At 63.9% G+C, this 24,273-nt stretch carries 29 protein-coding genes and 1 pseudogene; 10 read left to right on the top strand and 20 right to left on the bottom strand.

Going from position 1 to position 24,273, the window contains the following annotated elements; genetic code table 11:
* Positions 1-17 precede the first annotated feature (17 nt).
* The 3 genes from G6N73_RS12250 to G6N73_RS12240 are packed head-to-tail and all read left to right on the top strand — an operon-like array spanning position 18 to position 3,956.
* A complete protein-coding gene (locus G6N73_RS12250) occupies positions 18-1,721 on the top strand; it encodes an ABC transporter permease (protein WP_165027871.1) in 1,704 nt (567 codons plus the stop codon).
* Complete coding sequence (locus G6N73_RS12245) at positions 1,709-2,779, top strand: ABC transporter ATP-binding protein (protein WP_165027869.1); 1,071 nt, start codon at positions 1,709-1,711, stop codon at positions 2,777-2,779. The genes G6N73_RS12250 and G6N73_RS12245 overlap by 13 nt, the downstream gene beginning before the upstream one ends.
* Before the next feature lie 10 nt (positions 2,780-2,789).
* Positions 2,790-3,956 carry an MBL fold metallo-hydrolase gene (locus G6N73_RS12240; protein WP_165027907.1) on the top strand — a complete coding sequence of 389 codons (1,167 nt, stop codon included), beginning with the start codon at positions 2,790-2,792 and terminating at the stop codon, positions 3,954-3,956.
* Positions 3,957-3,983: 27 nt separating this feature from the next.
* Here G6N73_RS12240 and G6N73_RS12235 read toward each other — a convergent pair whose 3' ends face one another.
* The 3 genes from G6N73_RS12235 to G6N73_RS12225 form a co-directional block, all read right to left on the bottom strand.
* The gene (locus tag G6N73_RS12235; protein ID WP_008834845.1) at positions 3,984-4,244 is read right to left on the bottom strand and encodes a DUF2312 domain-containing protein; all 261 of its coding nucleotides are present in this window, start codon (positions 4,242-4,244) and stop codon (positions 3,984-3,986) included.
* 228 nt (positions 4,245-4,472) lie between these two features.
* Positions 4,473-4,781: a DUF1244 domain-containing protein gene (locus G6N73_RS12230; RefSeq protein ID WP_165027867.1), complete on the bottom strand. Its 309-nt coding sequence runs from the start codon at positions 4,779-4,781 to the stop codon at positions 4,473-4,475.
* A 10-nt stretch (positions 4,782-4,791) separates the two neighbouring features.
* Positions 4,792-5,589, bottom strand: a complete 798-nt coding sequence (locus tag G6N73_RS12225) for an N-formylglutamate amidohydrolase (protein ID WP_165027866.1) — start codon at positions 5,587-5,589, stop codon at positions 4,792-4,794.
* 269 nt (positions 5,590-5,858) lie between these two features.
* Here G6N73_RS12225 and G6N73_RS12220 point away from each other — a divergent pair, with 269 nt between their 5' ends.
* The gene (locus tag G6N73_RS12220) at positions 5,859-6,320 is read left to right on the top strand and encodes a DUF1036 domain-containing protein (protein WP_425484077.1); all 462 of its coding nucleotides are present in this window, start codon (positions 5,859-5,861) and stop codon (positions 6,318-6,320) included.
* Complete coding sequence (pyk, locus tag G6N73_RS12215) at positions 6,317-7,750, top strand: pyruvate kinase (RefSeq protein ID WP_165027862.1); 1,434 nt, start codon at positions 6,317-6,319, stop codon at positions 7,748-7,750. Before G6N73_RS12220 ends, pyk begins: the two co-directional genes overlap by 4 nt.
* Before the next feature lie 117 nt (positions 7,751-7,867).
* On the opposite strand, the pseudogene G6N73_RS12210 reads toward pyk, so the two are convergent.
* From G6N73_RS12210 to ykgO, 3 genes and pseudogenes are all read right to left on the bottom strand, one after another.
* Positions 7,868-8,941, bottom strand: a pseudogene (locus tag G6N73_RS12210) (alpha/beta fold hydrolase).
* Between the two features lie 82 nt (positions 8,942-9,023).
* Entirely contained in the window at positions 9,024-9,614 is a 591-nt protein-coding gene (locus G6N73_RS12205; RefSeq protein ID WP_165027861.1) for a tetratricopeptide repeat protein, read from the bottom strand.
* Positions 9,615-9,672: 58 nt separating this feature from the next.
* Positions 9,673-9,798 carry a type B 50S ribosomal protein L36 gene (gene ykgO / locus G6N73_RS12200; protein WP_008834857.1) on the bottom strand — a complete coding sequence of 42 codons (126 nt, stop codon included), beginning with the start codon at positions 9,796-9,798 and terminating at the stop codon, positions 9,673-9,675.
* A gap of 212 nt (positions 9,799-10,010) precedes the next feature.
* Between ykgO and G6N73_RS12195 the strand changes: the two genes are divergently transcribed.
* Positions 10,011-10,412, top strand: coding sequence for a lysozyme inhibitor LprI family protein (locus G6N73_RS12195; protein WP_165027859.1), 402 nt, complete (start codon positions 10,011-10,013; stop codon positions 10,410-10,412).
* A gap of 7 nt (positions 10,413-10,419) precedes the next feature.
* On the opposite strand, the gene G6N73_RS12190 is transcribed toward G6N73_RS12195, so the two are convergent.
* The 3 genes from G6N73_RS12190 to G6N73_RS12180 form a co-directional block, all read right to left on the bottom strand.
* Positions 10,420-11,505, bottom strand: coding sequence for a 5-(carboxyamino)imidazole ribonucleotide synthase (locus tag G6N73_RS12190; protein ID WP_165027857.1), 1,086 nt, complete (start codon positions 11,503-11,505; stop codon positions 10,420-10,422).
* Positions 11,502-11,999, bottom strand: a complete 498-nt coding sequence (gene purE / locus G6N73_RS12185; RefSeq protein WP_165027854.1) for a 5-(carboxyamino)imidazole ribonucleotide mutase — start codon at positions 11,997-11,999, stop codon at positions 11,502-11,504. Before purE ends, G6N73_RS12190 begins: the two co-directional genes overlap by 4 nt.
* 84 nt (positions 12,000-12,083) lie before the next feature.
* Entirely contained in the window at positions 12,084-12,287 is a 204-nt protein-coding gene (locus G6N73_RS12180) for a YdcH family protein (RefSeq protein ID WP_008834854.1), read from the bottom strand.
* 240 nt (positions 12,288-12,527) lie between these two features.
* On the opposite strand from G6N73_RS12180, the gene G6N73_RS12175 reads away from it, so the two are divergent.
* On the top strand, positions 12,528-12,707 hold the full coding sequence (locus G6N73_RS12175; protein ID WP_165027852.1) for a YdcH family protein: 180 nt from the start codon (positions 12,528-12,530) through the stop codon (positions 12,705-12,707).
* A gap of 145 nt (positions 12,708-12,852) precedes the next feature.
* Here G6N73_RS12175 and G6N73_RS12170 read toward each other — a convergent pair whose 3' ends face one another.
* From G6N73_RS12170 to G6N73_RS12160, 3 genes are all read right to left on the bottom strand, one after another.
* Positions 12,853-13,116 (bottom strand): ArsR/SmtB family transcription factor, encoded by a 264-nt coding sequence (locus tag G6N73_RS12170; protein ID WP_165027851.1) that lies wholly within the window; start codon positions 13,114-13,116, stop codon positions 12,853-12,855.
* A gap of 30 nt (positions 13,117-13,146) precedes the next feature.
* Positions 13,147-14,394 carry an MFS transporter gene (locus G6N73_RS12165; RefSeq protein ID WP_165027905.1) on the bottom strand — a complete coding sequence of 416 codons (1,248 nt, stop codon included), beginning with the start codon at positions 14,392-14,394 and terminating at the stop codon, positions 13,147-13,149.
* 79 nt (positions 14,395-14,473) lie between these two features.
* Positions 14,474-14,668 carry a DUF1192 family protein gene (locus tag G6N73_RS12160; RefSeq protein ID WP_165027849.1) on the bottom strand — a complete coding sequence of 65 codons (195 nt, stop codon included), beginning with the start codon at positions 14,666-14,668 and terminating at the stop codon, positions 14,474-14,476.
* A 102-nt stretch (positions 14,669-14,770) separates the two neighbouring features.
* Between G6N73_RS12160 and G6N73_RS12155 the strand changes: the two genes are divergently transcribed.
* Positions 14,771-15,781, top strand: coding sequence for an NAD(P)H-quinone oxidoreductase (locus G6N73_RS12155; protein ID WP_165027847.1), 1,011 nt, complete (start codon positions 14,771-14,773; stop codon positions 15,779-15,781).
* Positions 15,782-15,826: 45 nt separating this feature from the next.
* Here the strand turns inward: G6N73_RS12155 and G6N73_RS12150 are convergent, their stop codons facing one another.
* Positions 15,827-18,028: an esterase-like activity of phytase family protein gene (locus tag G6N73_RS12150; RefSeq protein ID WP_165027846.1), complete on the bottom strand. Its 2,202-nt coding sequence runs from the start codon at positions 18,026-18,028 to the stop codon at positions 15,827-15,829.
* 218 nt (positions 18,029-18,246) lie between these two features.
* Here G6N73_RS12150 and G6N73_RS12145 point away from each other — a divergent pair, with 218 nt between their 5' ends.
* Positions 18,247-18,936 carry a DUF1013 domain-containing protein gene (locus tag G6N73_RS12145; RefSeq protein WP_165027844.1) on the top strand — a complete coding sequence of 230 codons (690 nt, stop codon included), beginning with the start codon at positions 18,247-18,249 and terminating at the stop codon, positions 18,934-18,936.
* A 61-nt stretch (positions 18,937-18,997) separates the two neighbouring features.
* Entirely contained in the window at positions 18,998-19,444 is a 447-nt protein-coding gene (locus G6N73_RS12140) for a DUF4279 domain-containing protein (protein ID WP_165027843.1), read from the top strand.
* A 16-nt stretch (positions 19,445-19,460) separates the two neighbouring features.
* Here G6N73_RS12140 and G6N73_RS12135 read toward each other — a convergent pair whose 3' ends face one another.
* The 7 genes from G6N73_RS12135 to G6N73_RS12105 all read right to left on the bottom strand — a co-directional run bounded on the left by G6N73_RS12135 (position 19,461) and on the right by G6N73_RS12105 (position 23,984).
* The gene (locus tag G6N73_RS12135; RefSeq protein ID WP_165027841.1) at positions 19,461-20,171 is read right to left on the bottom strand and encodes a helix-turn-helix transcriptional regulator; all 711 of its coding nucleotides are present in this window, start codon (positions 20,169-20,171) and stop codon (positions 19,461-19,463) included.
* A gap of 139 nt (positions 20,172-20,310) precedes the next feature.
* Positions 20,311-20,685 (bottom strand): VOC family protein, encoded by a 375-nt coding sequence (locus G6N73_RS12130; RefSeq protein WP_165027839.1) that lies wholly within the window; start codon positions 20,683-20,685, stop codon positions 20,311-20,313.
* Positions 20,686-20,743: 58 nt separating this feature from the next.
* A complete protein-coding gene (locus G6N73_RS12125; protein WP_165027838.1) occupies positions 20,744-21,346 on the bottom strand; it encodes a DJ-1/PfpI family protein in 603 nt (200 codons plus the stop codon).
* A gap of 69 nt (positions 21,347-21,415) precedes the next feature.
* On the bottom strand, positions 21,416-21,586 hold the full coding sequence (locus G6N73_RS12120; protein ID WP_165027836.1) for a hypothetical protein: 171 nt from the start codon (positions 21,584-21,586) through the stop codon (positions 21,416-21,418).
* 79 nt (positions 21,587-21,665) lie between these two features.
* Complete coding sequence (locus G6N73_RS12115; RefSeq protein WP_165027835.1) at positions 21,666-22,454, bottom strand: SDR family NAD(P)-dependent oxidoreductase; 789 nt, start codon at positions 22,452-22,454, stop codon at positions 21,666-21,668.
* A 79-nt stretch (positions 22,455-22,533) separates the two neighbouring features.
* Positions 22,534-23,307 carry an ATP-binding cassette domain-containing protein gene (locus tag G6N73_RS12110; RefSeq protein ID WP_165027834.1) on the bottom strand — a complete coding sequence of 258 codons (774 nt, stop codon included), beginning with the start codon at positions 23,305-23,307 and terminating at the stop codon, positions 22,534-22,536.
* Positions 23,304-23,984, bottom strand: a complete 681-nt coding sequence (locus tag G6N73_RS12105) for an amino acid ABC transporter permease (protein ID WP_165027833.1) — start codon at positions 23,982-23,984, stop codon at positions 23,304-23,306. Before G6N73_RS12105 ends, G6N73_RS12110 begins: the two co-directional genes overlap by 4 nt.
* Positions 23,985-24,273 lie beyond the last annotated feature (289 nt).

Below are 24,273 nucleotides of genomic sequence, written 5' to 3'. Positions count from 1 at the left end.
GGTGTAGGAAAACCAGCATGGCGGTAAGGCTGAAGGAAAGTCGGGGCCAAGAGATGGCCCTGACGGCGGTCGTTGCTGTTGTTGTCGTCGTGCTGTCGATCCTGCCCATGCTGCGGCTGATCATGGAGATCGTCGCGCCGGGGGGAAGCCTTTCCCGCGCGGCGATCGACGCGGGACTGGCAAATTCGTCCACATGGGTCGCGACCGGCCATACGCTTGTCGTGGGCATCGGGGGCACGATCCTTGCGGTCATACTGGGGACGCTGGTCGCCGTTCTGGTCACGTTGACCGATGTCCGGGGGCGCGGCCCATTCGTGCTGTGTTACGTGATGCCGCTGATGGTCGCGCCTCAAGTGACCGCGCTCGCCTGGCTGCAATTGTTCGGACCGGCGAGCCCGTTGCTGAGACTTCTCGGCCTCGCGCCGCCGCTCGGCGCCCGGAATCCGCTTTATTCACCCGAAGGCATTATCCTGCTGCTGGGCGTCCAATACGGCCCGCTCGTGTTCCTGCTGGTCCGGGCCGGACTGCGCAAGCTTCCGCGGGAACTGGTCGAAGCGGCGCGCGCCGGCGGCGCGGACTGGTTCACGGTGTTGTGCACGATAGTTCTGCCGCTGATGACGCCATCGATCATGGCGGCCGCAGCACTCGCATTTGTTTCCTGTGTCGGCAATTTCGGAATCCCGGCCTTTCTGGGAATTCCGGCAAATTATCTTGTCCTGCCGACGCTGATCTACCAGCGGCTTGCAGGCGGCGGCCCGGCGTCGCTGGGTGAAGCGGCGTTCCTGTCGGTGTTGATCGGCGTTATCGCAATGGCGGGAATTCTGGCGCAGGAGGCAATGAGCCGCCGTCGCGACTATCGCATCAGTTCGACGTCGATGATCGCCGAGCCTTACGAGTTGGGCGGCTGGCGGCTTCCAGTCCAGGCCGGAATGTGGATCCTGATTTTCGCCATCCTGTTCCTGCCCTTGGTCGGCCTTCTCCTCACGTCGCTGGTGCCCGGCTACGGCATCCCGCTCAACGCGGCGACGGCCACGCTCGACAATTACCGTTTCGTTCTGCTCGAACACACTGCCGCCAGCCGCGCCTTCCTGAACAGCTTCGGCCTGTCGATCGCAGCGGCGGCGTTCTCGGTCATTGCAGCTATCCCGATCGGCTATCTGATCGCTTGGAGCACGCAAAGGAATGTGAGGCTGCTCAACCTTGCGATCGAATTGCCCTATGCGCTGCCGGGGGTGGTGCTGGCGATCGCTTCGCTTCTTCTGTTCCTGAAGCCGATCCCGCTGACCGGGATTCAGATCTACAACACGGTCTGGATCATTCTCTACGCCTATCTCGCCCGGTTTCTGGTTTTGGCGCTGAGACCCACGGTCAGCGGATATCACCAGGTCGACAGGGCGCTGGAGGAAGCCGCCCAGGTCGCCGGGGCCCGGTTGTTCACGCGGCTTAGAACCATCATCTTTCCACTCGTCGCGCCGGCTGCGATGGCCGGCGGACTGCTGATCTTCATGACCGCGCTGAGTGAGTTGACAGTGTCGGCGCTGCTTTGGTCCTCAGGCGCGGAAACCATCGGCGTGGTGATGTTCTCGTTCGAGCAGGGCGGGGATTCCAACTACGCGGCGGCGATATCGGCAATAATGGTGGCAATCACCTTCGTCCTGATGCTGGTGACCAATTTGCTCGCGCCGCACCTTCCGAGCGGAGTGCTGCCATGGCGGGACTGACCCTAAGCAACGTAACCAAGTCCTTCGACGGCTTCGATGCGGTGAAAGACATGTCTTTCGACGTGAAGGACGGCGAATTTCTCGCGGTGCTGGGCCCATCCGGATGCGGCAAGACGACTTTGCTGCGGTTGGTCGCAGGCTTTGAAAGACTCACCTCGGGGGAAATCCGGATCGGCGGCCAAACCGTATCCAGCACCAGCGGCAATGTTCCGCCGGAGAGGCGGCGTGTCGGCATCGTCTTCCAGAACTATGCGCTCTGGCCGCACATGACCGTCGCCGAGAACGTCGGATACTCGCTGAAAGTCGCGAAAGTGGAGAAAGCCGCTCGCGAACGAAAGATCGCGGATGCCCTGGCGCTGGTCAATCTCAAGGGATTTGGCGACCGCAGGCCAGCCAATCTCTCCGGCGGACAGAGGCAGCGCGTGGCGCTTGCGCGCTGCCTGGTGGCTGCGCCTTCGCTGGTCCTGTTCGATGAACCGCTAGCCAACCTCGACGTGCATTTGCGGGCCTCAATGGAGGACGAATTCGCCGCGTTTCACAAGCGCACCGGAACCACCATCGTCTACATCACCCATGACCAGGCCGAAGCGATGGCGCTGGCCGACCGGATCGCGGTCATGGACCACGGCCGCCTCGCGCAACTGGCGGCCCCACGCCAGCTCTATATGGAACCGGCCAATGAGATGGTCGCGTCTTTCATCTCGCAGGGAATACTCCTGCCCGCGCGCGTGCTGAGCGCCGCCGAATCTGGTCGTTGTCGGGTCGAGGTGCTGGGGCAGGAGGTGGTCGTCCGTTGCCGCCCCGGCGAGCGGCCGCGCGGCAACGCCAAAATCTGCTGCCGGGCATCCGACATCGAGGCTGGCGGGCCGTCCGAGCCGGGTTTCGACGCACTGATCAAGCGGGCCGTCTATCAGGGCGGCAAGGCGCGTATCGAGTTCTCGCCGCTGGCGAATCCCGAACTCGACCTGCACTTCGAACAACCCGACCCGAACTCGTTTGAGAGCGGAGCCGAGGCGCGCATGCGCCTTAAATCGGGCTGGCTGATTTCCGGCGAATAGCAGCATGACGATGGAGATCGAACTGCTCGGCGGGTTTGGCGAGAAAGGGAGAACCAGCGTCGGGATCAGAAGCGGCGGCAGCCGCATCGTGCTCGACGCCGGCATAAAGGTCGGCGCGGCAGGCGCCGAATACTATCCCGCGATCGGGGGATCGGTCGAAGACATCGACGCACTCTTCATATCGCACGCCCATGAAGACCATGTCGGAGCGCTGAGCTGGCTGTTGTCCCGGGGCTATCGTGGCCGCATCCTGATGACCGCCGAAACGCGGGCTGAAGCGCCGGCTACCCTTGCCGGCTATGCGGATCCAGAGCACCTGAAGGCATTTCCGTTTCCGCAAGACAGGATCGAACTCTTCGAAACCGGACAGATTCTGAGGTGCGGGGACCTCGCCATCAACACCGGGCGTTCGGGACATACCGTCGGCGGCGTCTGGTTTGCCGTCGATGATGGCAGCCGGCGCGCCGTCTATTCAGGCGACGTTGTGCCGGACAGTAATGTCTTTGCAATGGATGCGATGCCGCAATGCGACCTGCTCATTCTTGACGCATCCTATGGCGCCGATACCGTTCCGGGTCCGGCGCGCGCTGAGGCCATTTCGGCCTGGATCGACAGGCATCCGGGAGGCTGCCTGTTGCCGACGCCGCTGTCCGGACGCTCGCTCGAGCTGATAGCGGTGCTGCCCGGCCAGTTTGCCATTCACACGGGAATGCGCGCGTCTCTCTCAGCGCAAATCAGCGCCACCGCTGCCCTGTTGCCGCGAGCGGCCGAGCTGCTTGGCGCGCGGCTCAGCCAAGCGGCGGACTGGACGGACGGTGATCCCTTGCCGTCATGTCCGCTTCTGGCGGATGACGGAATGGGTAAAATCGGCCCGTCCTCACTGCTGCTGCCGCGTGCCGATGGGGCCGGATTCCCGATCCTGCTTACCGGCCATCTTCCGGCCGGATCACCAGCCGAGTTGCTACAGTCGCAAGGCCGCGCCGACTGGATACGGATGCCGACCCACCCGACACTGCCCGGCAATCTCGAAATATGGAAAAAGGCAGGCCGTCCAGCAGCAATCGGCCATTCCTGCAGCCCCGTTGAGCTCGAAGGATTGAGCAAATCGATCCCATCCCTGCGCATAGAATGCCGCACCGGCCAGCGCGTGACCGTGCCTGGAGGAAAGACAGGTTGAGAATTGCAAGACCCGGCGTCGGTAGCCTTACTCCATGCCGAGCGCGGCCTTGTAGAGGTCGAGGATTGCTTCCTCTTCCTGGCGCTCGGCCTGATCCTTCTTGCGCAACCGGATGATGGTCCGCACCGCCTTGGTGTCGAAGCCGGTGCCCTTCATCTCGGCAAACACTTCCTTGATGTCGTCGGCGATCGTCTGCTTTTCCTCTTCGAGCCGCTCGACGCGCTCGATGAAGGCGCGGAGCTGGCCTGCGGCAACAGTCTGGCTGGTTTCGGTGATCTCGTCGGCCATGCTTTTCTCCAGGGAGGGGGTGTCCGCGACTCGCGGCTCAAGGTGGAGCGTTCGATGCCCGAAGGCGCGGTAGGGGTCAAGGGCGGAATCCCTCTGGATGAGAGAGGTCGCCCGGAAGGCATCGGTGGGACCGCTGCGGAGGTGCGGTGTTGCTTTAATGCTTCGCGCTCACCGCACCGACCCACTCTGGCGCGTCGCGCCATCTTCCCGCAAGGGGGGTGGACCGAGTCAGTGATCCTTCGGGCGACGGGCCTCGAACTCGGCCTTCTTGGCTTCGGAAGCCTCGGTCTGGTGCAGCGCCTGCCATTCGGCATAGGGCATGCCGTAGATGATCTCGCGCGATTCGTCCTTGGATATCTCGACGCCGGCGGCGTTTGCCGCGTCGCGGTACCAGTTGGACAGGCAGTTGCGGCAGAAGCCGGCAAGGTTCATCAGGTCTATGTTCTGCACGTCGCTGCGTGTCCGCAGGTGCTCGACCAGTGTGCGGAACGCGGCCGCCTCGAAATCGCGCTTCTGCTCTTCGCTCAGTCGGGTCATCGCTTGATCCTCACACTGGCCCGGTGCGCGAGCCGAATTGCTTGACCTCATGTATATCGGGACGGGCGTTGATCGCGTCAACGATCGGCGCCAGCCTTGCCGCCCAGTCTTCGGCGCTGGCTTCGTCGGCGATCAGATCCTGGCGGATCTCGATCAGCGCATGCGCGTAGCCGTTGACGATCGCGTGCCGGAACATGGTGTCGCCGCGCAGCGCGCCGTCGTAGGGCTCGTTGTCGCCGACCGTCATGGTCTTGTCCTCCGCCAGCATTTCGATCAGCGGCCAGGCGGCGCGATGATCCATGTCCCACAGCACGCCTACCTGCCACGGGCGCACATGGCCCTGCATGATAGGCGTGAAGGAATGGACGGAAAAGATGAAGGGCGCCGCGCCCGATTGTTTCGCCACCGAAGCCACGACCGAGCCGACCGCGTCGTGATAAGGCCGATAGTAGCGTTCGAGCCGCCTTTCGCGCTCGTCGGCCGACATCGGATAATTGCCCGGCACCACCGTGCCGTCATAGAGCTGGCGAATCAGCGTCGGGTCGTCCTCGCCGCGATTGGGATCGATCAGGAGCCGCGAGAAATTGGCCATCACCGCCGGCGCGCCGGTCAGCGCTGCGAGCTTTCGCGTCACCGTCTCGACGCCGATGTCATAGGCGATGTGGCGCTGGAATTCTTCCGCCGGGAGCCCCAGGCCGGCATATTCCTCGGGCAGGTCGCACCGCGCATGGTCGGCCAGCAGCACCAGGCCGAGCCTGCGGTCGCCTTCAACGACCTCGAACGGGGCAAAAAGTGCTGATCGCGTCATCGGCTGGAATGTCCCGGAGAGCATTTTTTGGACAGGAGGGGATTTGCCCTGTCTTTTCACGAAGCCTTGCGACGTGCAACGCCGTTGTTTCGCCAATCTTTTTGGGCGAAATCGGACAAGGGCGGAATGCGGTGCGGCTTGGCACTTTCTAAATCGATTGGATAGGCGCTGTTGCGCGCGTTGACATGCGCCCGGACATTTCCGAAAAGGGGCATCAACACATGTTTGCCGAGCAATCGAGGAGTTTGGGAATGGTACTGGCCGGAGGTATGCGGATTCGCTCCGCCCTGGCTGTGCTGGTGCTTTCGCTGTGTTTCCCGCTCTTTTCCACCACTGCGGCGCTCGCCGATTTCCGCGTCTGCAACGCTACCCAGAGCCTGGTCGGCGTCGGCATCGGCTACCGCGCCAAGGCCGGCTGGGTGACCGAGGGCTGGTGGCATATAGAAGGCTCGACCTGCAAGACGCTGATCGAAGGTCCGCTGTCTTCGCGATTCTACTACCTCTACGCTGAAGACGCCGAGCGCGGCGGGCGCTGGGACGGCCCGATCAACATGTGCGTGGCCGAAAAAGAGTTCAAGATCGCCGGCGTCAACGATTGCGTCGCGCGCGGCTTCCAGCGAGCCGGCTTCCAGGAATACGACACGGGCGAGCAGGCGAGCTGGATGGTCCAGCTGACCGACGAGCCCGCAACGGACGGCGCCGCAGCCGTCACGGGAACACCCCCTCAATGAGACGCAGCCGCAAGGTCAAGATACTCGCCACGCTCGGTCCTGCCTCCTCCTCGGAGGAAATGATCAGGAAACTCTTCGAAGCCGGCGCCGACGTTTTCCGCATCAATATGAGCCATACCGACCACGCCCTGATGCGAACGCTGGTCGGGCGCATCCGTGCGGTCGAGACCGCGCTCGGCCGTCCAATCGGCATATTGGCCGACCTCCAGGGCCCCAAGCTCAGGGTCGGCAAGTTCACCGAAGGCAAGGTCGCGCTCAAGGCCGGGCAGGCATTCACGCTGGACGACAATCCGGCGCTGGGCGACACGACGCGCGTGCACCTGCCACATCCGGAAATCCTCACCTCGGTCGAAGCGGGCGACCGCCTGCTGATCGACGACGGCAGGCTTGAGCTGAAGGCCGTCAGCTCCGATGGTAAGTCCATCGTCAGCACGGTGGTTGCCGGCAACAAGATCTCCGACAAGAAGGGGGTCAGCCTTCCCGACACCGATCTGCCAGTCGGCGCGCTGACCGAAAAGGACCGCGCCGACCTCGACGCAGTGCTTTCGACGGGAGTGGACTGGGTGGCGCTGTCTTTCATTCAGCGCCCGGAGGACTTGGCTGAAGCGCGCAAGATCGCGCGTGGCCGGGCGCTGCTCATGTCCAAGATCGAGAAGCCGCAGGCGGTCGCGCGGCTGGCCGAGATCATCGAGCTTTCGGACGCTGTCATGGTGGCGCGCGGCGATCTCGGGGTCGAAATGCCGCTCGAAGCGGTGCCCGGCATCCAGAAGCAGATCACGCGCGCCTGTCGCCGCGCCGGCAAGCCGGTGGTGGTCGCCACGCAGATGCTGGAGTCGATGATCTCGGCTCCGGTGCCGACTCGCGCAGAAGTGTCCGACGTTGCCACCGCGGTCTTCGAAGGCGCCGACGCGATCATGCTGTCGGCGGAATCGGCGGCCGGAGAATATCCGGTCCAGGCGGTGGCGACGATGAACCGCATCGCAGAACGCGTGGAGCAGGATCCGACCTATGCCGGGATCATCAACGCGCAGCGCTCGGAGCCCGAAGCGACCGGCGCCGACGCGATTTCGCTCGCGGCGCGCCAGATCGCCGAGACGCTGAAACTGTCGGCGATCGTCACCTACACCGCATCCGGCACGACCGGCCTGCGCGCCGCGCGCGAGCGCCCACAGGTTCCGATCGTCGCGCTGTCGCCGGTGGTCGAGACGGCGCGGCGGCTGTCACTGGTCTGGGGCACGCATTGCGTGGTCACACCGGACGCCATCGACCTGGACGACATGGTCGATCGCGCCTGCCGCATCGCCTATGCCGAGACATTCGCGGGTACCGGCGATCGCGTCATCATCACCGCCGGCGTCCCGCTGCGCACGCCCGGCGCCACCAACATGCTGCGCATCGCCTATGTCGGCGCGGACGGGCATGGGGTCTAAGGGATGAGGGAGTAGGGGAATAAGGGAGTAGGGGAGTAGGGGAATAAGAAGACGTTGCTTGTTCGTCGCCTCGTGAGATACTCCCCTACTCCCCTACTCCCCTACTCCCCTACTCCCCTACTCCGGCGCCAGCTCCGGCTCCGCTGTCGACGCCTTCTCGTTGATGCAGACGCCTTCGCCGGAGCGGTCGCCGGCAATCCGCGCCTCGACGGTGCGGGCAATGTCGGGGAGATCGCGGCCCATCCCTGCGGCCTTCTCGATCGCCGCCACCACCAGATCGCGCGCGATCCAGTCCGGCTTGTGGCCGAGGTTCTTCACCCAGACCAGTTCCGCCCCGGGAATGTCGCGGGCGAGACCGGTCGAATGCAGCTCCTCATAGACAACCGTGTCTTAGTCGCCTGAAATCACGATGGTCGGCGCCGTGGTCTCGCGGTAGCGCGGAGCTGCAGCGAGCGCGTGGCGGTAGAGCCCCTCGACATTGACAGCATTGGCGCGGAAGGCGCGCGGTCTCAGCACCAGCGAAATCGAGGCGTCGTCCAGATAGGCCTCCGGCACCGGGTTGGGCGCGAAGACGCAGGTCGCGGCCGCGACGATACGCAGCGAGCCCGCCGGGTTGGCCAGCGTTTCGGAAAACAGCCGGCCGAGGACCGGAACGGTCGTCAGCTTGTAGTACCAGGACGTCTTGCCGCCCGGCCAGGGGTGGGTCGCTGCGGCGATGAACAGCAGCCCGCGCGTCCTGTCCGCCTGTTCAAGCCCGAAGGCGGCGGTGACCGCCCCGCCGAAGGAGTGGCCAACGATGATCGCGTCACTGATGCCGAGATGGTCCATCAATGCGGCAATGGAAGCGGCCTGACCGGCCGGCGTCCCGTTGTTGCCCGGGCCGCGGCCCGACCAGCCATGGCCCGGCCGGTCGAGAAACAGCAGTTCGGCCCGGCCCTCCAGAAGCGGCCGGAGCGGAATCATCTGGTCTCTGAGATTGGCGCTGGCGCCATGGATGAAGACGATCGGGGGGAGATCGGGATTTTCCGGCGCGGGCACATGGACATAGTGCAGGCGGGCGCCGTCGATCTCGGCGAAGCTGCCGATCGCCGGATTGCGGCGTTCAATCAGCCATGACCCGACGCGCGTGATGCCGACAAGCACCAAGAGCAGCGCGAGCAGGAAGGCGACGAGGGCATAGATCAGATTCACGCGGGAGATGTTGGGCCGGAGGAAAGCGGAAGCAGAAGCGGAATGTGGAACTCAAAAGTTTTGCGCGTCCCGCAGATGCGCATCAAATTCCTTCGCCGGCAAGCTCTTCCGAAAGGGTCGCGACCTCGTTCTGGGCGCTGCGCATCATCGGGTAGATGTCGAGAACCCGCTGGTAGGCGTTGAGCGCCAGCTCTTTGCTGCCGCGCTCCTTCATGATTTGCGCCAAGCCGGCCAGCGCGCCGAAATGGCGGGGCTCGAGCTGCAGCGTGCGGTCGATGTCGGCCATCGACTTGCCGAAGCTGCGCATCATGAAATGAACGGTGGCGCGGCGGTTCCAGCCTTCCGCGTAGGTTGGCGACAGCGTCACCACCTGGTCGAGGAAATCGAGCGCGACATCGAACTTTTCCGCCTGCATGGCCTTTTGCGACCATTGCATCATAAGGTCGACGGAGGCGCTGCCAGAGCGGTTCCATTCCTCAAATATTCTGGCGGCGATGCGCTCGGCCGCGCGTTCGTTGCGCTCGCGCTTCAATTCGCCGAACAGCGTTTCGAGGCGGCTTTCGGGCGTCGCGACGGCGGGTTTAGCAGGTGGAGGCGACGTTTCAGCGCCTATGGCCGGCGCGGACGCTAACGTCAGGGCAATGGCCGGCAGGAATGCAAAAAACTTCCGCATGCGCGGAATCTAACCCCGCGCAGCAGAAGGTCAAACTGAATTTCGCGTGATGGCGCGATCAGCCCTGGCGGGCTTTGTAGCGCGGCGCGGTCTTGTTGATGATGTAGATGCGGCCCTTGCGGCGAACCAGCTGGTTGTCGCGATGGCGGCCCTTGAGGGCCTTGAGCGAGTTCTTGATCTTCATGGTCTTGCCTGTCGAATGGGGCCTTGTCGGGCCTAACTAAAAGACGCGCCCAAGAGCGCGCCCGAATTCGTGACTGGCTCATAGACGAGGTGGCCAAGGAATGTCAACCGCCGGCGCGGTAGATCATGGCCGGCATCGTCGCGATTCGCGCATTGCGTGTGCCGGCGAGGATTGGCAAGATGCCGTATCTCACTCCATACGGGACAAACACCATGCGATTGCCGATAACGCTCCTCGCCGGACTGCTTTCATCGTCCGCCGCCTTCGCCCAGGAATGCGACCGCTCCGACGAAAGCCAGACGGGCATGAACATCTGCGCCCATGAGGACTACGAGGCCGCGGACGCAAAACTCAACAAGACCTACAGCGAGGTCATGAAGCGGCTTTCCGACGATACCAACGCAAGAAAGCGGCTGCAGGCGGCGCAACGCGCCTGGATCGCCTTCCGCGACGCCGAGTGCGATTTCTCAACCGCCGACAGCCAGGGCGGCTCGATCCATCCGATGTTGGTGTCCGGATGCCTTCAGGGCCTCACCGAAGCACGCACCGAGCAGCTCGGCGGCTATCTGGAATGCGAGGAGGGCGACATGAGTTGCCCGGTGCCGGCGGAGTAATCACCACTTAACCAACATCCCTCGGCTTCAGCCGCGTGAAATGGCCCATCTTGCGGCCGGGGCGGGCTTCGGCCTTGCCGTAAAGGTGCAGAACGAGATTCGGCTCCGCCAGTAGCGCTTCCGCGCGGAGCACGTCGTCGCCGATCAGATTCTCTATCACACAGTCAAAATGGCGTCGCGTGTCGCCCAGCGGCAGCCCGGCAACTGCGCGGATGTGCTGCTCGAACTGCGAGATGGCGCAGGCGGCCTCGGTCCAGTGGCCGGAATTGTGGACGCGCGGCGCGATCTCGTTGACGAGCAGCGAGCCGTCGGGAAGCACGAAGAATTCGACGCCGATGACGCCGACATAGTCCAGCGCCTCGAGGATAGCGAAAGCCGCGTCGGTCGCCGCTTTGGCGGTGGCCGGGCCGATCGCGGCCGGCACGGTCGAGGTGTGGAGAATGCCGCCGCGATGGATGTTTTCGGCCGGATCGTAGGCCGCAAGCGCGCCGTCAGCACCGCGCGCGGCGATCACCGAGATTTCGCGCTCGAAGGGGATGAAGGATTCCAGGATCAGCGGAACGCCGCCCATTGCGTCGAATGCTCCGGCGACGCTGCCGGAAAAATCGCGGAAGACGCGCTGGCCCTTGCCGTCGTAGCCCATGCGGCGGGTCTTCAATATTCCGCTGCCGCCGAATGCCGCCAGCGCGGCTGCCAACTCGCCGTCATTATCCACAGGCCGGAAATCGGCTGTGGATATCCTGATGCCGTTCAGGAAGGTTTTTTCGGTCAAGCGGTCCTGGGCGACATCGAGAGCGCGCGCCGGCGGGTGCACCGGCACGCTTGCTGCGAGAAATGTCGCAGCATCGACCGGCACGTTCTCGAATTCGTATGTGACCACGTCGCTTGCGGCTGCCAGTTCGGCAAGTGCGGCGCGATCGTCGTAAGCCGCGACGATCTGCCGGTTGGCGACCTGAGCGGCCGGGCAGTTCGGCTGTGGCTCGAGGATGACCGTGCGATAGCCCAAACGTGCCGTCGCCATGGCCAGCATGCGGCCGAGTTGCCCGCCGCCGATGATGCCTATGGTCGAACCTGCGGCCAACGCTTTCGTCACGGTGCGTCCGCTGGTGCGTCGGCGACCTTGGCCGTCTGGGCGGCCCGCCAGGCGTCAAGCCGCGCTGCGAGGTCGTCGTCGCCGAGCGCCAGAACCGCAGCGGCCAGCAGCGCCGCATTGACGGCGCCCGCCTTGCCGATGGCGAGCGTGCCCACCGGAATGCCGGCCGGCATCTGGACGATGGAAAGCAGCGAATCCTGGCCGGAAAGCGCCTTAGATTCGACCGGCACGCCGAACACGGGCAGCGGCGTAAGTGCCGCCGTCATGCCGGGCAGGTGGGCCGCGCCTCCGGCTCCGGCGATGATGATTTTGAAACCCGCCGCCTTGGCGCCCCTGGCGAATTCGTAGAGGCGCTCCGGCGTGCGGTGCGCCGAGACGATGCGCTTTTCATGGGAGACGCCAAGCGCCGCCAGCGTGTCGGCGGCATGCGACATGGTCGCCCAGTCCGACTGGCTGCCCATGATGATCGCTACGTCGGCGCGCTTGCTGCTCAAACCTTCGATCCCCGCCGGTTGAAGGGTGGCGAATAACGGAAATCCGGGCATGCCGCAAGGATCGCCGCCGCCCCGCTCCTCCAGTCAGGCGATGATATCGGGGATTATCTTGTCTTCGAGCTTGGACAGCCTGTCCTTCAGGATCAGCTTTTTCTTCTTCATGCGCTGGATCTGCAGCGGATCGCAGGAGGTCGCGATCATGGCGTTGATCGCAGCGTCGAAGTCCGCGTGTTCCTGTTTAAGCTTCGCAAACTCAAGACGAATCTCGGTTTGTTCCTGGTCCGACATCATGTACCGTCTGTAGAATTCCGGCGCCCGAATTGCGCCAATCAGGGCGGGTCCGGAAGCGGATGCCGCCCGGCGCGGAGCCCATAGCACATTTCGGTCATTCAGGAAATCCTACCAACGCGTATTCGACATCCAGACCGTCTGATGGCAAACTGTCATCGTACCGTCATGGAGCGCCCAGCGGTGGACGCGTTCCGTGGCGCGTACTGTCCGAGGAAACCATGAAAGGGAGAACCAATCATGTCTCTTGCTAACCATCTTGAAGAGCTGCAGCGGAAACACGGTGATATCGAACGCGAAATCGACCAGGCCATGGCCCATCCTTCCGTCGACGACCTGGAAATCGTGACCCTCAAGCGGCGCAAGTTGGCGCTCAAGGACGAGATTGAAAAACTGAGGGCGAATCCGACCAGGCACTAAGGCTAAAGGCAGCGCGCCAATATAGGCGCGGCCAGCTTTCCGGCGGTACGCGGTGTCGCCGGGATATCTTCCTTTGTTATTCGCGCGCTCGAAGCCTCTGGGCTTCGGCAACGATAGGCGGTTTGTCCGCCAGTTCGGGGGATGTTCAAGCCTGCCAGAACTGATCCAACCAGATATTGAGCTTGAGAAAACCGTGCTCGCTAACGGCGTAGACGCGGCGCGCTCCGTCCGGGCGCGCGCTGACCAGCCCGGCATCGAGCAGGACTTTCAGATGCTGTGAAACGGCGGGCCGCGAAACCGGCAGGCCGGCTGCCAGTTGCCCGACGGTCTTGGGTCCGCGGCGCAACTCCTCCAGGAGATGACGCCGGTTGGAATCCGCAATGGCCATGAACGCATCGGTCAGGATCATCGCTTCTTGTGAGGCAATAATCGCCGAATCTCAACTGTCTTGTTCGGCCGGCGTGCGCGGGTCGAGGCGCACCGCCTCCGGTGTGACGCCACGCTCGGAAGGCAGCGTCTTGAAGGCTTCGCGATCCTCGAGCGGCACCGGTGCGCGGCGGCCGATGCGAAGCACCGTGTAGCCCGCAAGCGAGAAATGGGCGAGCGCGGTCGCCAGGAACACGCTTTCCGGCCGCATCGCACCCATCAGCAGCGCGCCGATCACCGGGCCGATCATGGTCCCGAAGCCGTAGAGCAGCAGCAGCCCTCCCGAAACCTTGACGAACTCTTCGGGCTTGGCGTGGTCGTTGGCGTGGGCGACGGCGAGCGAATAGAGCGTGTAGGCAAGCGCGCCGTAGCACGCGGTCATCGCGATCACGAAGGCGCCGGAGCGCGGCGTCGCCACGAAGACCATCAGCCCGAACATGGCCGATCCCAGCGAGGCGGCGGCGAGAACGAAGCGGCGGTCGGTCTTGTCGGAAACACGCCCGACCGGCAATTGCATGGCGGCGCCCGCGACGACGACGAGGCTCATCATCAGCGCGATCTCGGCGGTCGAAATGCCGATGCGCGCGCCATAGACCGCTCCCAGTGTGCCCCACGCGCCATTGGCGATGCCGATGAGCACGCAGGCGACGGATGCGACCGGCGAATTCGCGTAAAGGCCCTTCAGATCGAGCGAGACGTCCTGCAGCGGCTTGGGAGTTGCGGCGGTCGAGACGGCGGTCGGAATGAGCGACAGGCAGAAAAATATGCCTGTGACCATGAACAGCGATGCCGATCTGACGTCCCCCACCGCGACGATCATCTGTCCGGCCATGATCGAAGCAAAAGTGACCATCATATAGAGGCCAAAGACCGTGCCGCGATTCTCGTTGGTCGACGTCTCGTTGAGCCAGCTTTCGATGACCATGAAGGCGCCGGCCATCGTGAAGCCTGTAAAGGCACGCAGGATGATCCAGGCGATCTCGTCGATGACCAGCCCCGTCATTAGCGCTATAATCGCCCCCGAGGCCGCAAATGCGCCGAAGGCGCGGACATGGCCAGCGCGCCGCACGAGCCGCGGGGCAAAGAAGCAGCCGGTGACGAAGCCACCCGCCCAAGCGGTTCCCAAAAGGCCGAGAACGGCCGTCGAAAAACCTTCCTCCTGGCCGCGCAACGGCAGAAGCAGGCCGTGCAGGCCAGATGCGGCCAGGAGAAAGGCGGTGCCGCGCAGGAGCGAGAGGATCGGTCGGTAGGCGGCGAACATGAACATGCGCTGGTCCGGCTGGAGGAGAATCAGCCCCGAACATACCGCCCTTTGAGGCGTTCCGGCGGCAGCGGTGCGACTATCTGCGGCTGAAAAGCGCTTCCGCAGCGCTCTTGGTAGCGCCCTTCGCTTTCAGTTCGGCCTCCAGCCGGGCGATCTCGTCGCGCAATAGGCCGATCCGTTCGGAAAGTTCGGACGCGGAAAGCAGAGAGAGATCCTGGCCTATCTCGTGCCGGCTCGCCGGTTTTTTCGGTTCTTCGTCGAAGATCGCCATCGCCGCATCTCCAATTTGCCTGATCGGCCGACAGACTACATAAGAGGAGGGCGGCGATGCAATCGCCGCGGGCGGCGGGCCGAGCCTGGGAGGATGCCGAGAATGGCCAATGGAGACAAGATACCGGCGAAGATGACGGCGGTCGCGATTTCGCAGCCCGGCGGACCGCTGGTGCTGAAGCCGGAAAAGCGCGACGTGCCGGAGCCCGGCGCAGGCGAGATCCTCATCCGCGTGCGCGCCGCCGGGGTCAATCGTCCTGACGTGCAGCAGCGCAAGGGGGCGTATCCGCCGCCGCCCGGCGCGTCCGACCTGCCCGGCCTCGAAGTGTCCGGCGAAGTGGTGGCCGTCGGAGAAGGCGCGAGGCGCTGGCGGCTGGGCGATGCCGTCTGTGCGCTGACGCCGGGCGGCGGCTACGCCGAATACGCCAAGGTGCATGAAAGCAATGCGCTGCCCGTGCCGCAGGGCTTCACGCTGACCGAGGCGGCCGCCCTGCCGGAAACCTTCTTCACGGTCTGGCACAATGTGTTCGAGCGTGGCGGGCTGAAAGCCGGCGAAACGCTGCTCGTCCATGGCGGCTCGTCGGGCATTGGCACCACGGCGATCCAGCTCGCCTCGGCCCTCGGCGCCTATGTGATCACGACTGCCGGCTCGGCGGAAAAGTGCGAAGCCTGCCTGAAGCTCGGCGCGGACCGCGCGGTCAACTACCGCGAGCAGGATTTCGTCGCGGCCGTGAAGGAGGCGACGGACGGGCGCGGCGCCAACGTCATTCTCGATATGGTCGGTGGCGACTATGTCGGCCGCAACTACGACGCAGCGGCGGTTGAAGGCCGTATCGTCCAGATCGCCACGCAGGGCGGGGCGGTGGCGAGCGCCGACTTTTCCAAGCTGATGGTCAAGCGGCTCATTCACACCGGCTCGACGCTCCGGCCGCGCACAGTCGAGTTCAAGGGGCAGATCGCGGCGGCGCTCGAGGCCCAGGTCTGGCCGCTGCTGGCGGCGCGGCGGGTGGTTCCTGTCATGGACATGATATTCCCGCTCAGGGAAGCGTGGCGGGCGCATGAACGGATGGAAGAGGGCGAGCATATCGGCAAGATCGTGCTCGACGTTGCGTAAGAAGGCCCCGGACACAGCCAGGGCCTTCTTTCTGGAGTCCAAGCTTCAGTTGACAGCCTCGATATTGCCGAGGCGGATGAACAGGGTTTCGCCGGACGAATCGTCGACGCCGTCATTGTCGGTGACGACGAAAGCCTCGCCACCGGCGTCGATAGCGAAGCCCTCGACCTTGTCGAGGACATAGCCGTTGGCGGCGGTCCGCAGGTCCCCGATCAGGTCGCGCACCAGCGTCTTCTCGACCAGCGGCGGTTCGCCGCCGAGCGCTGCCGGCTTGAACGTGTCGAGCGCCACGCTGTAGATGCGCTTCACCTTGGCGTCCGCGCCGATCAGATTGTCACGCTCGACGATGTAGAGCTTGCCGTTGTGCGCGGTGATTTCCGAGAGGCCGATCCAGCCCTCGCCGGCCGCCTCGAGCGGATAGCGCACGGCCGACCATTCCTTGGCCTTCGGCTTGTAGGCGACAAGCTTGACCTGGCCCTTGGGATCGTCCTTCCACTCGCGCTGCATCGCCATCACCAGCATGAGGTCGTCGCCTTCACCAACCGTGGTGATGCCTTCCAGGCCGAAGCGGATTTCATGAGCCAGAAGTTCCGCCGGGAAGGCAATCTCCTGCTTGATCTCGCCCTTGTCGTTGACGCGGATGATGCCGTGCGGCGTCAGCTTGCCGGAATTGCCTTCCGAGGCCAGCCAGAAGCCGCCCTCGCCATCTGGTGCGATGCCTTCGAGGTCGAGTTTTTGGGCCGGCATGCCGTCGCGGGTGACGATCGTCTTTGCCGTGATCAGCGCCGGGGTCTGCGTCGTGTCGACGGTGAAAATCGAGGGCGCGGAGCGATAGACCGAATCCGAGACGGCATAGAGCTGGCCGGCACCCTTCGGGTCGGCGGCTAGGCCCGATAGGGCGCCCCAGCCGAGCGGCGTCCCCTCATCAGTCAGCGCCGCCATGATCTGCGGATATGCGGCTGGGCCATCGGCGCGCTGGTAGATCATGACATGCGAGCGGGCGAGGCCATCCTCGACAAGGTCCGCCTCATTGGCAGTGACCAGCAGGTCGCGCGAGGGGATGGCGACCAGACCTTCCGGGCCGACGCCCGAAGGCAGAAGCTGGAGCAGTTCCGGGGCCGCACCCGCGTCCTTGTAGACGCCTATCAGCGAGGCGCGCTCCAGCGCCACGAAGAATAGCTGCTCGTCGCCGAACTTACCGGTCTCCAGGCCTTCCGGCTCTACGCCCTTCTTGTTGCGGGCTTCCGGATAGTGGCCGACATTGGCAGCGGCGTGATCAAGCTCGTTGCCGGCTTCGAACAGGACCTCGCCGGTCTTGGAAAAGATGGTGAAGCCGCGCGAACCGCCCTTGTAGTCGCCCTCGTTGGCGACGACGAGGCGGTCATTGTCGAGCCATTTCACGGCGTCGGGCTCGCGGGCGACATTTTCGGCCTTGCCGGTGAAGTTCAGCGCGCCGTCCTTCTTGGTGTCGATGTTCTCGAGCGAGGTGGAACCCGCCGAGAAATGCGTGGTGACCTGGCCTGTGGCTGCGTCCACGACAGCAATGTGGTTGTTTTCCTGCAGCGTTACCGCGACCTCGCCCGCATCGTTGAAGGCGACGAACTCCGGCTCCGGGTCGTCGCCGGCCACTTCCGCCATGCCGGTGAGCGTCACGGTCTTCATCGTCGCGCAGTCAGGCACGCCGGCGGCGAGCGTGAATATCTTCAGGTCGCCAGCCGGCATTTGCGGGATTTCGCCGTCGTTCAGCTCCTCGTCGCGCTCGTTTTCGATAGCGACGGCCAGGAATTTTCCGTCTTTGCTCAATGCAAGCGAATCGGGCTGGCCGCCGAGATCGCAAGTGCTCTCGATGGCTTTCGAGGCGAGATCGATGACGGCAAGGTTGCCGGAGGGATTTGCATAGCTCTCGGACGTGTTGACGCCGGCCAGCGCTTTCGCGCCTGAAACGACGACCGAGGTTGGCTCGCCCTCGATCTTGAGCATGCCTGCCGGTTTTGGCGCCTTGGGATCGGTGATGTCGATGAAGCCGACGGCTCCGAGCGGGCTATCGGAATAGACCAGCGTCATGCCGTCCTCGCTGGCCGCGATGATTTCGGAGGAGGTCGGCCTGGTCCTGTCGGCATCGGCCGGCAGATTGTCGGCGACGGCGAAAGTGGCGATCCGGTTGAACATCATCTCGGCATGGGCAGGCATCGCGACGGAGGCCGCGAGTGCGGCGGTAAGGGCAAAAAGACGGGAATGGCGGGGCATCGAAGACCTCTCCTGTTCGATAGGGTGCGGTCTTGCTTTGAGCGCCCGATATTTCAATGGGATGACGCTTCCACGACGGTTCCATGACAGCCTGTCCCCCGGCGAAGATTTCTTGCCCCCGGCCGGAAACAGCGTTATATACGCCTCGAATTTCCCATTTTCGGTGGTCTGACCACCGCCCGCGCACGGGACGCGGGCGAACGAGAGGATATTATCTGATGGCCAATACGCTTCTGATGCCGAAGGCGACCGCTGTCTGGCTGGTCGACAACACCGCGCTGTCTTTCGAGCAGATCGCGCAGTTCTGCAGCCTGCATCCGCTCGAGGTGAAGGCGATCGCCGACGGCGAATCGGCGCAGGGGATCAAGGGCATGGATCCGATCATGACCGGCCAGCTCAGCCGCGAGGAGATCGCCAAGGCCGTCGCCGATCCCAGCCATCGGCTGAAACTGCTCGACCCGAAGGTCCGCGTGCCGGAATCGAAGCGCAAGGGCCCACGCTACACGCCGCTGTCCAAGCGCCAGGATCGCCCCAACGCAATCCTCTGGCTGGTTAAGAACCACCCGGAGCTGAAGGACGCACAGATCTCGCGGCTGGTCGGCACGACCAAGTCGACAATCGACCAGATCCGCGAGCGCAAGCACTGGAATTCCTCCAGTCTGGTGCCGATGGATCCGGTGACGCTCGGCCTCTGCTCGCAGATCGACCTCGACATCGAGGTGCAGCGCGCATCGCATGGCAGGCAGCCGGCGGCTCCGGCGGGCGACACGCTGCTGCCGGCCTCGATGACCGAGCGGCTGACGCCGGAGACGGAAAAGCCCAAGGACGAGGACAAGGAGCTCGACGCCGACGCCGTGTTCGCCAAGCTGACGGCGCTGAAGTCGAAGGATGCCGAGGAAGACGAGTAGAACAGGCAGACAAACGAGCCTGCACTGAACACCGACATTCTACGCTGGAGCAGCAAAATTCATGGGCGTCAGCCGCTATAGAGTGAGCCTTCGCCTCATCCATCCATCAATGGACCCAGACGAAATCACGACCGCTCTTCAAATGGAGCCCAAGCGCGCCTGGAAAGCTGGTGAACCCCGCACAACTCCCAAAGGCACTCCAATTGCGGGCGTATTCCGCCAAACCTATTGGTATGCGAACGTTTGCGAAGGGCGCATGCCGCCCCAGGAACTAGCGGAAGAACTTGACCAGGTGTTGGATGGACTAATCCCCTACCAAGCCTTCTTGACGCGGCTTAGGGAGGAAGGCGGCCGGAGTGAATTCTTTGTTGGGTTCTATTTGGGAGATCAGGCGGGTGAAACTTACCCCTCGACGATGCTCGCGAAGATGGCGGCGTTGGGACTCGATCTGTCGCTCGATAATTATCACGATGAAAGCTTAGTCGAGACAAATAGCGAAGACGATTGACCTCTCTTTTGGGAAATCAAGTCTGGGCCGCCCGGTCCGGCGTATCTCCGCCGCGCTCCATGGTGCGGTAGAAATCGGTGAGCGTCTTGCCGCGCTCGGGCTTGAAGGTGCGGTCGGCGGGGTTCACCGTGGCGATCCGGTCGATGCGGAAGGCGCGGAAATCATTGCGCATCTCGCACCACGCCACCAGCGTCCAGACCTTGCCCCAGAACCACAGGCCAAGCGGGCGGACATCGCGCACCGAACTGCGCCCCGCCTCGTCACGGTAATCCAGCTTCAGCACCTGGCGCTTCTCGACCGCGCGCTCGATCAGATCGATGTTTACGCGGTCGGCGTCGCTGACCACCCACATCGGCGTGTGGATCTCGGTGCGGGCGATGCGGTCCTTTTCGGCGTCGGGCAGGACAGCGCCGATCTTGACCAGCGCCTCGTCTGCGGCTCGCGCCATCGCCGCCCCGCCGAAGGCCCGGACCATGCGGGCGCCGGCGACCAGCGCCACTATCTCGTCGCGTGTGAACATCAGCGGTGGAAGGTCGAAACCCTCTCTCATAATGTAACCGACGCCGGCTTCGCCATCGATCGGGACGCCGGTCGACTGGAGATCGGCGATGTCTCGGTAGATCGTTCGTTCCGAAACCTCGAGCCACTGGCCGAGTTTCTGCGCGGTGACGAGCCGGCCACCGCGAAAATGCTGGACGATCTGGAACAGTCTGTCTGCGCGCCGCATCGTCTTCCTGCCGATCTCTAGAGTAAGCCACCCGATTTGGGAATCAGGCATCTCGCTCTAGCTTTTTGTTTTCGCATCGTTTTTGCCGAAAACCGGTATCTACTTTTCGGCACGATGCTCTAGTCTTTCATCTATAGCTCTACTGCACAAACAAGCCAAAACTGTTGCCGTCCGGGTCGAGGCAGTATGCGAAACGCCCGGCGGGGATCTCGATGACCGGCGAAACGACCTGCCCGCCATTTCTGGTCACGCGCTCCATTGCCGCTTCGATCGGCGCAGCCACGGAAAGATGGATGGTCGGGCCTGTTCCAGCAGCCGCGGGCTTGCCGGGATAGACGTGGCCGGCGACCGAGTTGCGGTCCTTCGCGGCAAACATCGCCATCGGATTGGGGCCATCCTCGTTCAGCGAAAGCTCGTTTTGAAGAACGGCGCCGTAGAATGCGCGGGCGCGCTCCATGTCGGTCACCGGGACCTCGAACCAGACGGCGGCGTGGGCAGGTACATGAGCGTTCATATGTCTTCTCCCTCGATCGGTCCGATCACCATGGCACGGAGCTCCTGACAGCATATTGTCAGGAGGCTCGGGCCGGCGCGCCGGTGAATTCCTTGGCGAAGAGCGTCCTCATTTCGGCGAGCCGCCCTTCCTGCTCTGGATAGAGCGCATTCATGAATGCAAGCGCGAACGTGCCTGGCGCGGAGCCGGGGGCAGATACGGTCCTGCCATCTGCGACCGCGTGCGGCACGTCCTGGTAATGCGCCGAGCCGGCATAGTCGGGCTCGTGCATCAAGATCCAGTCGCGGCCATTGCTGGTGTGCCTGGCAGCTTCGAACAGGCCAGAGCGGGCCAGCGCCAGCGTGCCTGCGCAAATGCCGCCGACAACGCCGCCGCGCGCCGCCACGGCCTTCAACAAGGGTGACGGATCGGGATGTGAGCTGGAAGCCCAGTGGTCCGATCCAATGACGGCCACGGCGTCGAGATCGGCGTTTTCCGCAACTTCGAAGCTGCGATCCGGCGTCAGATGGAAGCCGCTCATCGACTTCCGCGGCGAGCCGCCGGGCGAGAGCGAAACCGCGCGCGCGCCGAACCACTCGACCGCTGATGCCGACAGGAGGCCATACTCCCAGTCCGCGAACCCGTCGATGAAGATGAACCCTATGGTTTTTGCAGCGGACATTGTCGGCCTCCTTCCATTTCGAACTTCCGGCAGAACCTTCTGTCCTGCCGGAAGTTCCGGCTTGCCGGTTCAGCCGCGACGGGAGCGGCGAATCGCGTAATTGTCCGGCCAGCCGATGTCCTTGCGGACGGATGCCGGCAGCGAGTTGAGAAGCCGCTCGGTGCGGACTTCGTCGCGCATGGTCTGAACCTTGCCGGCATAGTGCCTGATGGCGCGGAAGATGTTCGGCGTGATGTTCATGGCGGTGCCTCCTTGTTTTGATGGAGACACTATCGCACACCCCTACTGACAGCAGTCTGTCAGGAGCAGCGACGCCAAATCAGGTTTCCGGCACTGCGACCGTATAATTCAGCGGCAACCGCCCGCCATCGGCGTAAATCGTCTGTCCGGTGATGTAGCTGGCGTCCTCCGAAGCCAGGAAAGCAGCGATGGCGGCGATCTCCGACGGCTCGCCCAGGCGGCCGAGCGGCGTGCGCGAAAGCAGGCGCTTTGTAGCCGCCGGATCGGAGTTGGTGGCGGCCAGCATGTCGGTCATGATCGAGCCAGGGCCGATCGCGTTCACCCTTATGCCGTAAGGGGCCAGCGACAGCGCCATGGCCTTGGTGAGCTGGTTGACGCCGCCTTTCGAGACCGAATAGGCGAGTTGTTCGGCAATGGCGAAAACCGCATTGACCGAGGACATGTTGACGATCGATCCGGCCGCGCCGCCGGCCTTGACCTTGTCGACCATGTAGCGGGCGACCGCTTGGCCGGCGAGGAAGGAGCCTTTGAGATTGACGCGCAGCACCCGGTCGAAATCGGCTTCCTTGAGGTCGAGAAAATCTGCCCCGTGGACGATCGCCGCGTTGTTGACGAGGATGTCGATGTCACCAAAGGCATCGATGGTCGCCGCCACGAGATTGTGGATGTCGAGCCGCTTGCCGATGTCGGCCTTGACGAACTGCACCTCGCCGAGCTTGGCGAGATCGCGCTCGGCCTTCTCGCCCTTTTCCTGGTCGATATCCGCAACCATCACCTTGCAGCCGTCGCGCAGGAAACGCTGGGCAATGGCAAAGCCGATGCCTCCGCCGCCGCCCGTTACGATCGCCGTCTTGCCCTCGAGCGCCATATCGTTCTCTCCTGATCGCCGCCCTTATAGCGGGCAAGCCCGGCTCCGGACAGGGGCGACCGACAGAGCTGCCGGCCTCTCAGATACCGCTGCCTTCCTGCTCGGCGGGCCTCTGGGTCAGCGTCGCGATGAAGCGCTTGGTGCGCTGGCGCTCGGGATTGGTGAAAATGTCGCGAGCCAGACCTTTCTCGACGACCACGCCGGCGTCGAGGAAGATCGCTTCCTGCGCGATTGTGGAGGCGAGGCGCAGATCGTGCGTGGCAATAACCATCGTGGTGCCTTCGCGCGCGAGCTGGGCGAGCACCTCCACCACCTCGCCCGACAGTTCGGGATCGAGCGCCGAGGTCGGCTCGTCGCAAAGCAGCACCCTTGGCGAGGGCGCGAGCGCCCGTGCGATCGCCACGCGCTGCTGCTGGCCGCCTGACAGCGTTGCCGGCCAGGCCTCGGCCTTGTGCGCCAGTCCGACTTTTTCAAGCAGTTCTCGCGCGCGCAGCAACGCCCGCTCCCTGGGCCATTTTAGCACCGTCGTCAGCGCCTCCGAGACGTTGTCGATGGCGGTGCGGTGGGGGAAAAGCTGGAAGTTCTGGAAGACCATGCCGGTCTGCCGGCGCAGCCGCTGAATCGCGGTCCAGCCGACCTTGTCGCCGGGATGGAAATCGATGGCATCGTCGCCGATCCGGACGCGGCCCGAAGTCGGAATCTCCAGAAGGTTGATGCATCGCAGCAGTGTCGACTTGCCGCCGCCCGACGGACCGACAAGCGCGGTGACGCTGCCCTCCGCGAAGGTGACGGTGACGTCGTTCAGCACTGTGTGGTCGCCGAACTTCTTCTCGATATGCGAGAGTTCGATCACGAGCGCGCCTCCATGAAGCCGCCATAGCGGCCGAGACGTACCTCCAGCCGCGCCTGCAACGCCGAAAGCACCGAGCTGATGGCGAGATAGATGATCGCCGCCTGGACGTAGAGGATCAGCGGCTCGTAGGTGGTTGCGACGATGCGCTGGGCCGCCTGGAACAGTTCGGGCACGGTGATGGCGGCGGCGAGCGAGGTATCCTTGACCAGCGAGATGAAGGTGTTCGACAGCGGCGGAACGGCGACGCGGGCGGCCTGCGGCAGGATGGTGCGGCGCATGGTCTGGCCCCACGACATGCCGATCGAGAAGGACGCCTCCCACTGACCCTTCGCGACCGACGAGATCGCCGCGCGGATGATCTCGGAAGTGTAGGCGCCGATGTTCAAGGTGAAGCCGATGAGCGCGGCCGGGAATGCATCGAGCACGATGCCGATCGAGGGCAGGCCGTAGAAGATGAGGAAAAGCTGGACCAGCAGCGGCGTGCCTCGGATGATCCAGACATAGAAGCGAACGACTGCCGCCAGTGGTCTCGGCCCGAACAGGCGGATGAGCGCAGAGACCAGTCCGAGGCCGAGGCCTAGAACGAAGGACAGCAGCGTCAGCGGGATGGTGAAAATAAGACCGGCCCACAGAAGCGGGCCGAGCGAATCGAGCATCAATTGCAGCCAGTGCGGCAAGGGGGGCTCCCGTCGGTCTTTGAAACTGAAACGCCGTCAGCCTAGCAGGCGAGCCGGCAAAACGCAGATGCGGGTGGCATTGTCTTTCACAACTTCATCTCAGGTCATCGTCATTCCGGGGCCGCGGAGCGGAACCCGGAATCCAGCACGCTGGTCCTCGTCCAGTTGTCCGAAAGCGTCCGATCTCGTTCCGATCGCATCGGATGCATCTCGTTCCTTCAGGGCCGACGCTCTGGATTCCGGGTTCCGCTCCGCGGCCCCGGAATGACGAGCACGGCGCCAATCAATG

The sequence above is a fragment of the Allomesorhizobium camelthorni genome (assembly GCF_011045125.1).
GTDB classification, from domain to species: Bacteria; Pseudomonadota; Alphaproteobacteria; order Rhizobiales; family Rhizobiaceae; genus Allomesorhizobium; species Allomesorhizobium camelthorni.
Note: the sequence above shows the minus strand (reverse complement) of the source record. Positions and strands in the feature narration are given on the sequence as shown.

Bases quoted from the DNA above. Each gene is read 5' to 3' on its own strand.
- G6N73_RS12250 (WP_165027871.1), top strand. From the start codon at position 18: ATGGCGGTAAGGCTGAAGGAAAGTCGGGGCCAAGAGATGGCCCTGACG.
- G6N73_RS12245 (WP_165027869.1), top strand. From the start codon at position 1,709: ATGGCGGGACTGACCCTAAGCAACGTAACCAAGTCCTTCGACGGCTTC.
- G6N73_RS12240 (WP_165027907.1), top strand. From the start codon at position 2,790: ATGGAGATCGAACTGCTCGGCGGGTTTGGCGAGAAAGGGAGAACCAGC.
- G6N73_RS12235 (WP_008834845.1), bottom strand. From the start codon at position 4,244: ATGGCCGACGAGATCACCGAAACCAGCCAGACTGTTGCCGCAGGCCAG.
- G6N73_RS12230 (WP_165027867.1), bottom strand. From the start codon at position 4,781: ATGACCCGACTGAGCGAAGAGCAGAAGCGCGATTTCGAGGCGGCCGCG.
- G6N73_RS12225 (WP_165027866.1), bottom strand. From the start codon at position 5,589: ATGACGCGATCAGCACTTTTTGCCCCGTTCGAGGTCGTTGAAGGCGAC.
- G6N73_RS12220 (WP_425484077.1), top strand. From the start codon at position 5,859: ATGCGGATTCGCTCCGCCCTGGCTGTGCTGGTGCTTTCGCTGTGTTTC.
- pyk (WP_165027862.1), top strand. From the start codon at position 6,317: ATGAGACGCAGCCGCAAGGTCAAGATACTCGCCACGCTCGGTCCTGCC.
- G6N73_RS12205 (WP_165027861.1), bottom strand. From the start codon at position 9,614: ATGCGGAAGTTTTTTGCATTCCTGCCGGCCATTGCCCTGACGTTAGCG.
- ykgO (WP_008834857.1), bottom strand. From the start codon at position 9,798: ATGAAGATCAAGAACTCGCTCAAGGCCCTCAAGGGCCGCCATCGCGAC.
- G6N73_RS12195 (WP_165027859.1), top strand. From the start codon at position 10,011: ATGCGATTGCCGATAACGCTCCTCGCCGGACTGCTTTCATCGTCCGCC.
- G6N73_RS12180 (WP_008834854.1), bottom strand. From the start codon at position 12,287: ATGTCGGACCAGGAACAAACCGAGATTCGTCTTGAGTTTGCGAAGCTT.
- G6N73_RS12175 (WP_165027852.1), top strand. From the start codon at position 12,528: ATGTCTCTTGCTAACCATCTTGAAGAGCTGCAGCGGAAACACGGTGAT.
- G6N73_RS12170 (WP_165027851.1), bottom strand. From the start codon at position 13,116: ATGATCCTGACCGATGCGTTCATGGCCATTGCGGATTCCAACCGGCGT.
- G6N73_RS12165 (WP_165027905.1), bottom strand. From the start codon at position 14,394: ATGTTCGCCGCCTACCGACCGATCCTCTCGCTCCTGCGCGGCACCGCC.
- G6N73_RS12160 (WP_165027849.1), bottom strand. From the start codon at position 14,668: ATGGCGATCTTCGACGAAGAACCGAAAAAACCGGCGAGCCGGCACGAG.
- G6N73_RS12155 (WP_165027847.1), top strand. From the start codon at position 14,771: ATGGCCAATGGAGACAAGATACCGGCGAAGATGACGGCGGTCGCGATT.
- G6N73_RS12150 (WP_165027846.1), bottom strand. From the start codon at position 18,028: ATGCCCCGCCATTCCCGTCTTTTTGCCCTTACCGCCGCACTCGCGGCC.
- G6N73_RS12145 (WP_165027844.1), top strand. From the start codon at position 18,247: ATGGCCAATACGCTTCTGATGCCGAAGGCGACCGCTGTCTGGCTGGTC.
- G6N73_RS12140 (WP_165027843.1), top strand. From the start codon at position 18,998: ATGGGCGTCAGCCGCTATAGAGTGAGCCTTCGCCTCATCCATCCATCA.
- G6N73_RS12135 (WP_165027841.1), bottom strand. From the start codon at position 20,171: ATGCGGCGCGCAGACAGACTGTTCCAGATCGTCCAGCATTTTCGCGGT.
- G6N73_RS12130 (WP_165027839.1), bottom strand. From the start codon at position 20,685: ATGAACGCTCATGTACCTGCCCACGCCGCCGTCTGGTTCGAGGTCCCG.
- G6N73_RS12125 (WP_165027838.1), bottom strand. From the start codon at position 21,346: ATGTCCGCTGCAAAAACCATAGGGTTCATCTTCATCGACGGGTTCGCG.
- G6N73_RS12120 (WP_165027836.1), bottom strand. From the start codon at position 21,586: ATGAACATCACGCCGAACATCTTCCGCGCCATCAGGCACTATGCCGGC.
- G6N73_RS12115 (WP_165027835.1), bottom strand. From the start codon at position 22,454: ATGGCGCTCGAGGGCAAGACGGCGATCGTAACGGGCGGCGGCGGAGGC.